This is a genomic window from Paenimyroides ceti, from assembly GCF_030409925.1.
Genome location: NZ_JAUFQU010000001.1, coordinates 3034314 through 3047956, shown reverse-complemented (window position 1 = coordinate 3047956; position 13643 = coordinate 3034314). Strand labels below are relative to the sequence as shown.

The window sequence follows — 13643 nt, the reverse complement described above, 5'->3', positions numbered from 1 at the left end:
TGAAAATAGGTTATACTTTTTTGAAATACAATGAAATACAGAATAGCATCTGTTTCCGATGAGATAAGAAAGTAGCACAGCATCTACCGATAAAAAATTAAATCTTTTTTCTGGAACAGCAACCTCTGCCAGGTTTAATACATATTTTGTATGAGAAAAAAAATGGATCAAAAAAGTAATTAATCGCGATTTATAAAAATTCTGGAACGGAAATTGTATTTTTGGAGCACATATAACAGAAACGTCCAATAATTAGTAGTTAGCCTCGTGCACGAGACAATCTACAAGTTAGGACTGGAGAGAAAAAATTAATTATTTATGAAAAAAACATTTACCATTTTAAGTTTGTGTGTGTATGCAGCATCAGCTCAGGCACAAGTGCAGGACTCAATTGCAGTCCAGGCACCGGTTTATTACGAAGCAGAAGTAGATTATCAAGTTGAAGCAGTTCCTGTTGAAGCAGTGCAGGTATATGATGCTGAAGCAGATGCAGTAACAGATGCGAATGGCAATTTACTGGATCAGTTAGGATATGACTTTTATGCAACAGCTGAGATGGATACTATTGTAAAATACCGCAGAGAGATTTTTCCTTTCGTAAGAGCAGGTTTTGGAAACTTATCAAAAGACCATCAGTTTGCTCATTCTGATTTCGGCTATATGAGATCTACTTCCTTTCAATGGGGATTTGATGTACGTCAGCCATTCAGTAAAGAAAAAAATCTTTTGGGATTGCGTTACGGAGTATCGTTTTCTTATAATTCAGTAGCACCTACAGACAATCGCATTTTTGTTGTTGATGGTAATAAAACCGTTTTAGATCCAGCTGGCAGAGAATTGAGAAAAGGGCGTACTTTCTTTAGAAATTCTTATGTTGAAATTCCTATTGCACTTGATTTTGATTTTTCAACCAAAACATACAATCATGCTAATAGAAAGTTTGTGAAAAACAACAAACTTAACTTTGGTCTCGGAGGTTATGTAGGGTACAATATCAACTCCAAACAATTCCTTTCGTATCGTGATGATGTAGGCAATAAAGTGTCTGAAAAGGTAAAAGGAAAATGGAATGTAGAAGATTTTAATTATGGAGTTATGGCATACATAGGCTCAAGAAATACTAAGATATATGCTAAATACGATTTGGCACCTGTATTTAAAAACAACGACAATGATATGCGTTACTGGAGTCTTGGACTACAGTTAGATTTGAGATAATTCTAATGACGTATTTATAAAATGGCCTCTGTTTACAGAGGCTTTTTTTATTTTATTACCTTTGTGTGTTTCTATACATCTCTATAATCTTAATATAAAGAACTGATGATTTCCAAAAGTACTGTTGATGCTGTTTTTGATACTGTTCGGGTAGAAGAGGTAATAGGTGATTTTGTTACATTAAAAAAATCGGGAAGTAACTATAAAGGCTTAAGTCCTTTTGTGAATGAAAAAACACCTTCATTTATGGTATCACCGGCCAAACAAATCTGGAAAGATTTTAGTTCCGGAAAAGGGGGTAGTGCCATCACTTTTTTAATGGAACATGAACATTTTACTTATCCGGAAGCCATACGGTATTTAGCAAAAAAGTACAATATAGAAATTGAAGAGACCGAACAGACCGATCAGGAAAAAGAAGAAACCAATGAAAAGGAAAGTATGTTTCTTGTTTCTGAATTTGCTAAAAAATACTTTGAAATGATTCTTCATACTACTGATGAAGGAAAATCGGTCGGAGGTTCCTACTTTAAACAGAGGGGGTTTACCGCAGATACTATTAAGAAATTCGGACTTGGGTATTCATCTGATGCATGGGATGCTTTTACAAAAGAAGCTTTGGGCAAAGGGTATCAGTTACAATATCTGGATAAAACGGGATTAACTATTGTAAAAGAAGACAAAACGTTTGACCGCTTTAAGGGGCGTGTTATGTTTCCGATACAGAGCCTCTCAGGCAGGGTGTTGGGATTTGGAGGGCGTATTCTTACCAATGATAAAAAAGCGGCTAAATATCTCAATTCTCCGGAAAGTGAAATTTACCACAAGAGTAAAGTCCTTTATGGTATCTATCATGCGAAACAGGCGATTGCCAAACAGGACAATTGTTTCCTTGTAGAAGGATATACGGATGTCATCCAAATGCATCAGTCCGGAATAGAGAATGTAGTGGCTTCTTCAGGAACAGCTCTTACACCGGATCAGATACGACTCATTCACAGGCTTACAAAAAATATTACCGTTCTGTTTGATGGCGATGCCGCCGGATTGCGGGCGTCAATACGCGGTATTGATCTGATACTTGAAGCCGGTATGAATGTTCGGGTGTGTACATTTCCGGATGGCGAAGATCCTGACAGTTTTGCAAAGAAAACACCACATGATGAACTGGTAAAATACCTCTCAGAAAATGCTACGGATTTTATCCGCTTCAAGGCTTCATTGTTAATGGATGAAGCAAAAGGAGATCCTATTAAAAAAGCGGATCTTATCCGCGATATCGTTGTGAGTATTTCTAAAGTACCGGATAACATTCAACGAGAAGTGTATATTCAGGAATGCTCCCGTATAATGGATATTTCAGAAGAGGTGCTTTTCAATACGCTGGCACAGATAGGAAAAAAGGAACTGGCAGAGGCAAATAAAAAATTCCATCAGGAAAAAAAACTGGAGGTTGTCAAAAATATTGAGTCCGAAGAAAAAACAGCAGTTGATATTATGTACCTTCTGGAGCGGAAACTTATAGAAATACTATTGCTGTATGGTAACTATGAAGAGCGGTTTGAAGAATATATATACCAGAGCAATGAACATGAAGAGGTAGAAATGGTACAGATTTTTATCACCCGTAAAGTCTTTGATCAGGTTTATCTGAGCCTTCATGAAGATGAGGTAGAATTTACCAATCCGCTGTTCAAAGCTATTTATCAGGATATCATTGCATATTATCACACCTACAATAGCTGGAATCTTGAAGATTATCTTGCACGGCTTAGACCTGAATTATCACAGGAGATCACCTCAATCATTATGGAGAATGAAAGGGAAACGCTTCATAACTGGGAAGTACAGAATATCTTCGTCAAAACAAAAGAACAGGGTATCTCACAATACGTATCTGAAACGATTATGACCCTTCGCTGGTATCTCGTAGATCAGATCGTTAGTGATCTAAGAAACAGCCTTCTGCAAAATCAATCCGATAATAATAGCGAATTGTTGTCTGAAGTAATGGATTACACCAAACTCTCCCATACATTTTCCACACAGTTAGGGAGAGTGATGTCACGTTTTTCGAAATAATCTATTTATATTCTTTGGGAATTTCACAAACCGGAATTGGCTGCATTTTATGTTGGTTAACCGCATGGAGTCGGCTATAGATGTTAAACACATCCAGCTCACGGCCTTCGAAATCAGCAGCTGTTTTTCCGCTATCATAAGCCATCATAGCTGCTTCAAGCTCATCGTAGTTAGCTCCAAGCTGGTCTTCATCTGATCGGTCGTCACCAAAAAGACCATCAGTTGGTTTTGCTTTAATAATATTTTGAGTAATACCAAGGTGATTTGCAAGACTGCGCACTTCTGACTTCATCAGATCTGCAATAGGGCTGATGTCTACGCCACCGTCACCATATTTAGTAAAAAAACCAACTCCGAAATCTTCAACTTTATTTCCGGTTCCTGCCACGAGCAACTGATGATTACCTGCAAAATAATACAGTGTAGTCATTCTCAAACGGGCACGGGTATTGGCAAGAGTAAGATTAAGTTTCACCTTATCATCAATGTCAGGTAGTGTTGTAGCTAAAAGGTCAAATGTCGATGTCAGATCTGCTTTATCGCTGGATACATTATCAAATTTTGAACGCAAAAAAGCAATGTGTTCCTGTGCTCTTGATACATGACTCTCTGCCTGATGAATAGGCATTTCCACACACAGTGTCGGCAATCCGGTCATGGCGCATAAAGTAGAAGTCAATGCGGAATCAATACCGCCTGATATACCAATCACAAATCCTTTTACATGGGCATTTTCTGCATATTTTTTTAACCATTGAACAATATGCTGAGCAATTTTTTCATTATTTATGTTGAGTGATTCCATAACAAAGTGAGGGTTTTTGTAAGCTGTATACTATATTTGTATTCTAAAATTTAAAAATAGCAATTATTATATTAATAAGCCGATTTATGAGAAAATATATTGTCCTACTGGTAAGCGGATTATTGCTTGCGGCCTGTACAAAAAAGGAAAAAATAAGCGCTGAGGTATCTGATATTCCCGTAGAAATAAACTTGAAAAGATTTGATAAAGAATTTGTAGAAACGCCTGATGAAAATCTTCCGGTTCTTAAAGCCAAATACCCGTATCTTTTTCCGGAAAATCTTAGCAATGAGGTTTGGATAGCGAAGAAAAAAGATACTCTGTTTTTAGAATTGTATAATGAAGTTCAGAAAAAATATCCGGATACAAAAGAATTGGAAAATAATCTGAAATCCCTTTTTCAGCATATCAGATACTATTTCCCGGATCAGCATCCGTCAAAAGTGATAACCGTTATTTCTGAAGTCGATATCGATGCAAAAGCGATCTATACAGACTCGTTATCTATAATTTCTTTGGATACCTATTTAGGAAAAGACCATCGGTTTTACCAGGGATTTGATACTTATTTATTAGAAGAATTCAATCCGGAAAGAATTCCTTCGGATTTGGCAGAAAGTTTCTTATTACGTACAATTCCTTTTCCTCAGGACCGTATGTTTCTTTCTCAAATGATCTATTACGGAAAATTAATGTATGCGAAAGATCTGCTGTTACCGGATACTTCAGATGCTCTTAAAATCGGATATACACCGGAACAGATTCAATGGTGCGAAGCCAACGAGTCACAGATGTGGAAGTATTTCGTGGAGAAGAAAGTATTTTTTGATACAGACACCAAACTGATTAGCCGGTTTATTAAAACAGCTCCGTTTTCCAAGTTCTACCTCGATCTGGATGCAGAATCTCCGGGACGTGTAGGTGTTTGGGTAGGTTGGCAGATTGTACGGTCTTATATGAAAAATAATAATGTAACTTTGCAGGAATTATTTAAAAAAGACGCAAAAGATATTTTTGACAACTCTAAATACAAACCCAAAAAGTAATGGCAAAAACACACAAATCAGAAATTAAGATACAGGTTGAACTCGATGAAAACAAAGTTCCTGAAATACTCAGATGGACGGCGCAGGATGGAGGTATTGCAAACGAAATAGCAAAAGCAATGCTCTTATCTGTATGGGACAGCAGAAGTCAGGAAACACTGCGTATTGATTTATGGACAAAAGATATGCCTGTAGATGAAATGAAAGTTTTTTTTCATCAGACATTGGTAGCTATGGCAGACACATTTGAAAGAGCTACAGATGAGAAAAAAATGGCGGATACAATGCGTGATTTCTGTGCATACTTCGCTGAAAAGCTTGAATTACACAAATAAAAAAGAGGTTCATCATTGAACCTCTTTTTTTATTTATACAAAACTGTCGTTTTTAAAAATATCCTGATTTATTTCATCTATATAAGTAAGAACTTCATCCCGTCCGATTTCTTCTGACGAAGAAGTTACAAAAAAAGGAGGTGTTTCTTCCCAGTTATTGGCAAGCAGCGCTTTTCGGTAAGCAGCTACGTGCTGCTGTATCTTTCCTTTACTGATCTTATCTGCTTTTGTAAAAATAATACTTAAAGGAACTCCGAGTTCTCCAAGATAAGTGATGAATTCCAAATCAATTTTTTGAGCTTCATGGCGGATATCCACCAAAACAAAAGCGGCTACCAACTGTTCTCTTTTCTCAAAATAATCGGTAATAAACTTTTGAAAAACAGCTTTGGTTTTTTTGGAAACCTTTGCATATCCGTAACCTGGTAAATCAACTAAAAACCAATTGCTGTTGATTTTGAAGTGGTTGATTAACTGCGTTTTTCCAGGCTTACTCGAAGTCTTAGCCAGATTTTTATTGTTGGTAAGCATATTAATCAATGAAGACTTTCCAACATTTGAACGCCCGATAAAAGCATACTCCGGTAACGGTTCATTCGGACATTTGGCAACGTCTGAATTACTGATTATAAATTCGGCCGTATTGATTTTCATAACTTATAAATTTCTTTTTTGAAGCCAGTCATATAATATTTCGTTGAACTCTGACGGATGCTCCATCATAGCAGCATGTCCGCATTTGTCAATCCAAAATAAATCGGAATCCGGCAACAATTCGTTAAACTCCTCAGCTACTTCCGGTGGAGTGACTATATCATTTCTTCCCCATATCAAACATGTAGGAGTAGGCATTTTTGGTAAATCTTTTGCCATGTTGTGACGGATAGCACTTTTGGCAATCGTTAAGGTTTTTATAAGTTTTATACGGTCATTTACGGTAGCAAACACATCATCAACAATCTCTTTAGTCGCAACTTCCGGATCATAAAATACATCCTGAGCTTTTTTTCGGATGAACTCATAATCGCCTCGTCTTGGATAGGAATCACCCATAGCACTTTCATAAAGTCCCGAACTACCTGTCAAAATCATTGCTTTAACATTCTGAGGATATAATTTTGTGTGCAAAAGAGCAATATGGCCACCTAATGAATTTCCTAATAAAATTGCATTGCTTATTCCTTTGTGCTTTAAAAAGTTGTCTAAAAATTTCGCAAAGCTTTTGATATTTGTTTTTAATAAACTATTGGAATAAAGCGGTAATTCGGGTAGTAAGATACGATAACCTTTGCTTGGAAAATAATCGATAACTCCATCAAAATTACTTAATCCACCCATAAGTCCGTGTAAAATAACTATAGGGGTGCCTTCGCCATATTCAACATATCTAAATTTTCCTTCTTCCTTTATTTTTTCGTCCATTTATTGTGGATGTTATATTCGTACAAATATACAATTTTATGGAAATAAATTTCCGTGATACATATAAAACCTCTGTAAATATAGCCTTATGGTAATATTGGTTCCTGAATCAGCATTGAAAAGTATTGTTTTTGAATGAGAAAGAAAAAAATATAAACCCCGGATAAAGTCTTTTGTTTTTTGGTATTTCGGAAAGGTTCTGTAAACGTTAAGTCTGCATTATGGATTGCTAATCAGTTGTTTACTGTGATTTATGTGTGAACACAGATTTCAAAAAACTTATCAACAAAGTGGTAAAAAGTGGTAGAAAGTGGTAAAAAAAAAGTACATTTGCTATAAAATTAATCTAATTCATACAGATTGAACGCAATTGTAGGGACATATGAGTGTAAAATAGATGCCAAAGGACGGGCACTGGTACCGGTTGCTTTAAAAAAGCAGCTGCCAGCTATTGCTGATGGTTTTGTGCTAAAGCGTTCTGTTTTTGAGTCGTGTCTGGAGCTATGGCCTATGCAGGAATGGAATAAGATGATGGAAAAGATTAACAAGCTCAATCGTTTCAATAGAAAAAATGATTTGTTTGTCAGAAAATTTATGGCAGGAGTTAAAAATGTGGAAATAGATGATGCAGGGCGTTTGCTTTTGTCAAAAGATCTGATTGAGTTTGCGAAAATAAATAAAGAAATTGTTTTTTCTTCCAAATTGAATGTTGTAGAAATCTGGGATAAAGATTTATACGAGCAGACTCTGGAAGAAGATATCGATTTTGCAGATTTGGCAGAAGAAGTAATGGGTAATATTGAGACAGATGAGCAATAACACAGAATACCATAATCCGGTACTGTTAAAAGAAACGGTAGCAGGCTTGAACATAACTCCTGATGGGGTTTATGTAGATGTTACATTTGGCGGCGGTGGACATTCCCGTGAAATTATGCGTCATCTCGGAGAGAAAGGAAAACTGTTTGCTTTTGATCAGGATGAAGATGCTCTGGCAAATACTATTGAGGATGAACGATTTCAGTTGATCAACGAAAATTTCAGATTTCTGAAACGTTATCTGCGCTTTTACGGCATTAAACAGGTCGATGGTATTTTGGCTGATCTTGGCGTGTCTTCTCATCAATTTGATGTGGCGGAAAGAGGATTTTCTACAAGGTTTGATGCGGAGCTCGATATGCGAATGAATCAGAAAGGAGCTTTGTCTGCTTATAACGTAATCAATGAATATACAGAGGCAGATCTGGCACGTTTGTTTTTTGATTACGGGGAGCTCAAAAATTCAAGAGGACTTGCAAGTGCAATTGTTCAGGCGAGAAAAGAAGAAGAAATAAAAAATACAGAACAGCTCAAAAAAGTCTTAGGACGTTTTTTACCGGCTCATAAAAGCAACAAAATTCTGGCGCAGATTTATCAGGCGATCCGTATCGAGGTAAACCAGGAAATGGAAGTGCTTAAAGAATTTTTAGAGCAGTCATTAGAAATATTAAAACCGGGAGGAAGACTCAGTATTATTTCCTATCACTCTCTGGAAGACCGTTTGGTAAAAAGATTTATGAAAAACGGAATGTTTGAAGGGGAGCCGGAGCGTGATTTTTTCGGAAGATTTGAAGTGCCATTTCAACTCATCGGAAAAATGATCATCCCGTCAGAAGAAGAAATTGCGGTAAACAACAGAGCAAGAAGCGCAAAATTAAGAATAGCAGAAAAAAAATAAATGAATATCTACAACATCATAAAGGCAAAATATCTGGTAGAAGGACAGTCCTTAAAAAACTGGTTCTTTATCATATATGTAATCTTTTGGGCGTTGATATTGATTGCAAACACGCATATTTATGAGCAGAAAACCATAAGTATCCGTGATTTAACCGAAGAGGTAAAAGAATTGAGATCAGAATTTGTAGACCGCCGTTCAGAATTAATGAAACTGCGAATGGAATCTACAATTTCGAAGCAAATGGAATTAAAGGAAATCAAACCTTCTTCCGTTCCGCCTAAAAAAATTAAGGTAATCGTGGAGGAAGAAAAAAAAGGATGGCTTGAGAGGTTATGGGATTAACGAGTAAAAATGAAGACGTAAAGATCTACATCGTTTTTTTAGGCCTTGTAGCTGTTTGCTTTGCTATTTTTATCAAATTGAGTCTGGTACAGTTCAAGGATGGTGATAAATGGCGTGAAAAAGCAGATAGTCTCACGGTTAAAGACGAGAAAATCGCTGCAAACAGAGGGAATATCTATTCTTCTGACGGTAGTTTGCTGGCTACTTCTATCCCTAAATACACCATTTATTTCGATCCTTTTTCACCGTCAGATGAGCATTTTGAAGCCAATGTAAAAGGACTTTCAGATTCTCTGTCGCGATTCCTTAAAAACAAATCATCAGGCGAATATGAGGCTTCATTCAGAAAAGCCCGTGCTCATAAAAAAAGATACATGCACATCGCTACAAAGTTGAGCTATACTGATTATATGAGAATGCGTTCTTTTCCGATGTTTAATTTGGGAAAATACAAAGGGGGTATGATCATCGATCAGGTAAACGTACGCGAATATCCAATGGGAATGATTGCCAACAGAACCATCGGATATGAAAGAAAAAATGATGACGGAACCTTTACCAGAAAAGGAATAGAAGCTGCTTTTACGGAAAAGTTAACCGGAAAAGACGGAAGACGGACGGTTCAAAAAATGTCTAAAAATCTATGGAAAGCAATTGGTGATGGTAATGAAATAGATCCTGTAGACGGGTATGATATCATAACCACTATCGATGTATATATACAGGATATTGCACATCACGCTTTATTAAACTCTTTGGAGTATTATGAAGCAGACCATGGAACAGTTATCGTTATGGAAACGGAAACAGGGCAGATAAAGGCAATTTCAAACCTGGGCAGAGGTACAGATGGTAAATATACCGAAACAGTAAACTATGCGGTTACAGAATCTCATGAGCCTGGTTCTACCTTCAAGCTGGCATCTATGCTGGCATTGCTTGACGATAAAAAAGCCGACACAGCTACTATATATGATACCAAACAGGGAGTAGTGCTCTTTTCGGGAAAAAGAGTAGTGGACTCCAACAGACGAGGTTATGGAAAAGTTTCACTGGCACGCGGATTTGAGCTATCATCCAATACGGTGATTACACAAGCGGTTAATGAAGCCTACAAAGACAATCCGAAACAGTTTACGGATAAACTGATGAGTTTCGGATTTAATAAACCTTTGGGAATTGATCTCAAAGGAGAAGGACGTTCTTATATTCCGTTACCGGGACAAAAAGGCTGGAGCAAAATTGCCCTGCCGTGGATGGCATTCGGATATGGAGTATCTGTCACCCCTTTACAGACATTGACGTTATATAATGCAGTAGCCAACAATGGAAAAATGGTAAAACCGCAGTTTGTAAGAGAAATAAGAGATGTAAACCATACCGTCAAAGTTTTTGAAACTGAAGTAATGAATCCTCAGATAGTAAGTACAGATGCTCTGAAAAAGATACAGGCCGTATTAAAAAATGTAGTAGTTAAAGGAACCGGAAAGAAATTGTATTCCCCGGATTTTTCTATGGCAGGAAAAACAGGAACAGCCCAGATGAACTACGGAGGCGGAAAAACACATGGAGAGGGCGGTATGTATTACGCATCTTCCTTTGCAGGTTATTTTCCCGCTGAAAATCCTAAATATTCCTGTATCGTAGTAGTACACAGACCTAATCGGGCAAAAAGCTATTATGGAGGTGATGTGGCAGGTCCGGTTTTCAAACGCATTGCACAGAAAATATTTACTGATGTACCCTCTTTAAGAGAAATAAAAAATATAAACAAACCGCTTAAAAATATAGAAGCAGAGTATAATAAATATTATGCATCTGTAAAACAAAGCGGTAGTCAGATGCCGGATGTCAAAGGTTTGCCGGCAATGGATGCAATAGCCATCCTTGAAAATCTGGGATTAAAAGTAAAAACAGTTGGTTTTGGAAAAGTTAAAAACCAATCTGTAGTAGTAGGAAATACCATACAGAAGAATCAGATCATAACATTGGAGTTAAGTTGAAAAAGCTAAAAGACATATTATATAAAGTTTCTTTAGAATCTGTGCGAGGCAATACAGATACTGAAGTAAATCTGCTTACATTCGATTCTCGTCAGGCCGGACCGGGCAGCCTGTTTATTGCTGTCAGAGGAACCGTTTCAGACGGACATGATTATATTGAAAAAGCAATTGCCAACGGAGCAACTGCAATTGTTTGCGAAAAACTGCCGCAAAACTTTCAGGAAAGTGTTACATACATTTCTGTAACAGACTCCAATGAAGCATTGGCAATCATAGCGTCCAATTTTTACGATAAACCTTCTGAAAAACTAAAACTGACCGGAATTACAGGAACCAACGGAAAAACAACCGTTGCCACCTTATTATATCAGTTATTCACTAAAGCCGGATACAAAACAGGTCTTTTATCAACCGTAAAAATACTTATCGGTGAGCAGGAATATGAAGCTACGCATACAACACCTGATTCCATTACCATCAACCATTATCTGGCAATGATGGCAGAAGCAGGATGTGAATATTGCTTTATGGAAGTCAGTTCTCATGGTATTGCTCAAAAACGTACGGCAGCGCTTCATTTTGCAGGAGGCGTATTTACCAACTTATCACACGATCATTTAGATTATCATAAAAACTTTGCAGAATACCGCGATGTGAAAAAAAGTTTTTTTGATCATTTACCTAAAAATGCTTTTGCCATTACCAATACAGATGATAAAAACGGAATGGTGATGTTGCAAAATACAGCTGCATCAAAGTTTACGTATGCCCTGAAAAACATAGCCGACTACCATGCTCAGATATTGGAAAGTCAGTTTTCGGGAATGCTTATGCGCATTCAGGAAACTGAAGTATGGGTGCAGTTAATAGGTCATTTCAATGCTTCCAATATATTGGCGGTTTACAGTACGGCGCTTCAGCTTGGTTTGGAGAAAGACGAAGTACTGGTTCACCTCAGTACATTGAAAAGTGTTTCTGGCAGATTCCAGTTCATCATCTCAGAAACTAAAATCACGGCAATTGTAGATTATGCACATACACCGGATGCGCTTGAAAATGTTCTGAAAACAATAGAAGAAATAAGAACACGTAATGAACAGTTAATCACCATTGTTGGGTGTGGCGGAAACCGCGATAAAACAAAGCGACCGGAAATGGGGAAAATTGCTGCTGAGAAAAGCGATCAGGTAATATTTACCTCTGACAATCCCAGAAATGAAGACCCTTATGAAATCTTAAAAGAAATAGAAGCAGGGGTAGAACCTCAGAACAGCAAAAAAATACTGACCATAGAAGATCGCCGTCAGGCAATCAAAACGGCAGCTACAATTGCAAAACAAGGAGATATCATACTCATTGCCGGAAAAGGACATGAAACCTATCAGGAGATAAAAGGGGTAAAACACCACTTCAATGATTTGGAAGAAATAAGAGAAATTTTAAACGCTTTAAATAAATAAAATGCTGTACTATTTACTTCAATACTTAGATCGATATTTTGATATTCCGGGAACGGGATTGTATCAGTATATCACTTTTCGTTCAGGTGTGGCAATTATTTTGGCCTTATTGATTTCTACCATTTTCGGAAAAAGAATCATCAACTATCTGCGTAAAAAACAAATCGGAGAAACGGTAAGAGAGTTAGGACTGGAAGGACAGAATGAAAAAGCCGGAACTCCTACCATGGGAGGTATCATCATCATCATCTCTACGCTTATTCCGGTATTGCTCATCGCAAAGCTGGATAATATTTACGTATTGCTATTGATACTGACTACTATTTGGATGGGGACCATCGGTTTTCTCGATGATTATATCAAGATATTTAAAAAAGATAAAGAAGGGCTCAAAGGGCGCTTTAAAGTTGTAGGACAGGTGGGACTTGGACTGATTGTAGGAGCGATACTATACTATCACCCGGATGTCACAGTAAGAGACACACCGAGCATTCTTATCGAGTCGGGGGTTACCAGCAAATTCGATGTTAAATCTACGATTACAACCATTCCGTTCTTTAAAGATAATGAGTTTGATTACGGACAACTTATTTCGTGGATGGGTGAAGGGTATCAGGAATACATCTGGCTAATATTCATCCCGATTGTAATTTTTATTGTCACTGCGGTTTCAAACGGTGCCAATCTTACAGACGGAATTGACGGTCTCGCCGCGGGTACTTCGGCTATTGCAGTACTGGCATTGGGTATTTTTGCCTTTATATCAGGAAACGTGATTTTTTCAAATTATCTGAACATCATGTACATACCCAATTCGGGAGAGATGACCATATTTATATCCGCCTTTATAGGAGGACTCATAGGATTTCTCTGGTACAATGCCTATCCGGCTCAGGTATTTATGGGAGATACAGGAAGCTTAACCATTGGAGGAATCATAGCGGTTTTGGCTATTGCTGTAAGAAAAGAATTATTGATACCTGTATTGTGTGGAATATTTTTAGCCGAAAATATGTCTGTAGTACTTCAGGTTGCCTATTTCAAATTCACCAAAAAGAGATATGGAGAAGGGCGTCGTATTTTTCTGATGGCACCGCTACACCACCATTTCCAGAAAAAAGGATACCATGAAAGCAAAATCGTAACCCGTTTCTGGATCATCGGAATCTTTTTGGCCATTTTTTGCGTAGTATCCTTAAAACTGAGATAA

At 37.3% G+C, this 13643-nt stretch carries 13 protein-coding genes; 10 read left to right on the top strand and 3 right to left on the bottom strand.

The features are described 5' to 3' along the window. Positions 1 to 318: 318 nt before the first annotated feature. A complete protein-coding gene (locus QW060_RS14980; protein ID WP_290364269.1) occupies positions 319 to 1218 on the top strand; it encodes a porin family protein in 900 nt (299 codons plus the stop codon). A 105-nt stretch (positions 1219 to 1323) separates the two neighbouring features. Continuing rightward, positions 1324 to 3300 (top strand): DNA primase, encoded by a 1977-nt coding sequence (dnaG, locus tag QW060_RS14975; RefSeq protein ID WP_290364268.1) that lies wholly within the window; start codon positions 1324 to 1326, stop codon positions 3298 to 3300. 1 nt (position 3301) lies between these two features. Here the strand turns inward: dnaG and nadE are convergent, their stop codons facing one another. Continuing rightward, on the bottom strand, positions 3302 to 4105 hold the full coding sequence (nadE, locus tag QW060_RS14970) for an NAD(+) synthase (RefSeq protein WP_290364267.1): 804 nt from the start codon (positions 4103 to 4105) through the stop codon (positions 3302 to 3304). A gap of 86 nt (positions 4106 to 4191) precedes the next feature. Here nadE and gldB point away from each other — a divergent pair, with 86 nt between their 5' ends. Together gldB and gldC are read left to right on the top strand one after the other, a co-directional pair. Continuing rightward, on the top strand, positions 4192 to 5151 hold the full coding sequence (gldB, locus tag QW060_RS14965; RefSeq protein ID WP_290364266.1) for a gliding motility lipoprotein GldB: 960 nt from the start codon (positions 4192 to 4194) through the stop codon (positions 5149 to 5151). Beyond that, complete coding sequence (gene gldC, locus QW060_RS14960) at positions 5151 to 5486, top strand: gliding motility protein GldC (RefSeq protein WP_290364265.1); 336 nt, start codon at positions 5151 to 5153, stop codon at positions 5484 to 5486. Before gldB ends, gldC begins: the two co-directional genes overlap by 1 nt. 33 nt (positions 5487 to 5519) lie before the next feature. On the opposite strand, the gene yihA is transcribed toward gldC, so the two are convergent. Together yihA and QW060_RS14950 are read right to left on the bottom strand one after the other, a co-directional pair. After that, the gene (gene yihA, locus QW060_RS14955; RefSeq protein WP_290364264.1) at positions 5520 to 6140 is read right to left on the bottom strand and encodes a ribosome biogenesis GTP-binding protein YihA/YsxC; all 621 of its coding nucleotides are present in this window, start codon (positions 6138 to 6140) and stop codon (positions 5520 to 5522) included. A gap of 3 nt (positions 6141 to 6143) precedes the next feature. Further along, entirely contained in the window at positions 6144 to 6908 is a 765-nt protein-coding gene (locus QW060_RS14950) for an alpha/beta fold hydrolase (RefSeq protein ID WP_290364263.1), read from the bottom strand. Positions 6909 to 7268: 360 nt separating this feature from the next. Between QW060_RS14950 and mraZ the strand changes: the two genes are divergently transcribed. The 6 genes from mraZ to mraY are packed head-to-tail and all read left to right on the top strand — an operon-like array spanning position 7269 to position 13643. After that, the gene (gene mraZ / locus QW060_RS14945; protein ID WP_290364262.1) at positions 7269 to 7727 is read left to right on the top strand and encodes a division/cell wall cluster transcriptional repressor MraZ; all 459 of its coding nucleotides are present in this window, start codon (positions 7269 to 7271) and stop codon (positions 7725 to 7727) included. After that, positions 7717 to 8625, top strand: coding sequence for a 16S rRNA (cytosine(1402)-N(4))-methyltransferase RsmH (rsmH, locus tag QW060_RS14940; RefSeq protein WP_290364261.1), 909 nt, complete (start codon positions 7717 to 7719; stop codon positions 8623 to 8625). The genes mraZ and rsmH overlap by 11 nt, the downstream gene beginning before the upstream one ends. Continuing rightward, complete coding sequence (locus tag QW060_RS14935; RefSeq protein WP_290364260.1) at positions 8626 to 8970, top strand: FtsL-like putative cell division protein; 345 nt, start codon at positions 8626 to 8628, stop codon at positions 8968 to 8970. It abuts the gene before it with no gap. Beyond that, positions 8961 to 10973 carry a penicillin-binding protein gene (locus QW060_RS14930; protein WP_290364259.1) on the top strand — a complete coding sequence of 671 codons (2013 nt, stop codon included), beginning with the start codon at positions 8961 to 8963 and terminating at the stop codon, positions 10971 to 10973. The genes QW060_RS14935 and QW060_RS14930 overlap by 10 nt, the downstream gene beginning before the upstream one ends. Then, complete coding sequence (locus QW060_RS14925) at positions 10970 to 12433, top strand: UDP-N-acetylmuramoyl-L-alanyl-D-glutamate--2,6-diaminopimelate ligase (protein WP_290364258.1); 1464 nt, start codon at positions 10970 to 10972, stop codon at positions 12431 to 12433. The genes QW060_RS14930 and QW060_RS14925 overlap by 4 nt, the downstream gene beginning before the upstream one ends. 1 nt (position 12434) lies before the next feature. Further along, the gene (mraY, locus tag QW060_RS14920) at positions 12435 to 13643 is read left to right on the top strand and encodes a phospho-N-acetylmuramoyl-pentapeptide-transferase (RefSeq protein ID WP_290364257.1); all 1209 of its coding nucleotides are present in this window, start codon (positions 12435 to 12437) and stop codon (positions 13641 to 13643) included.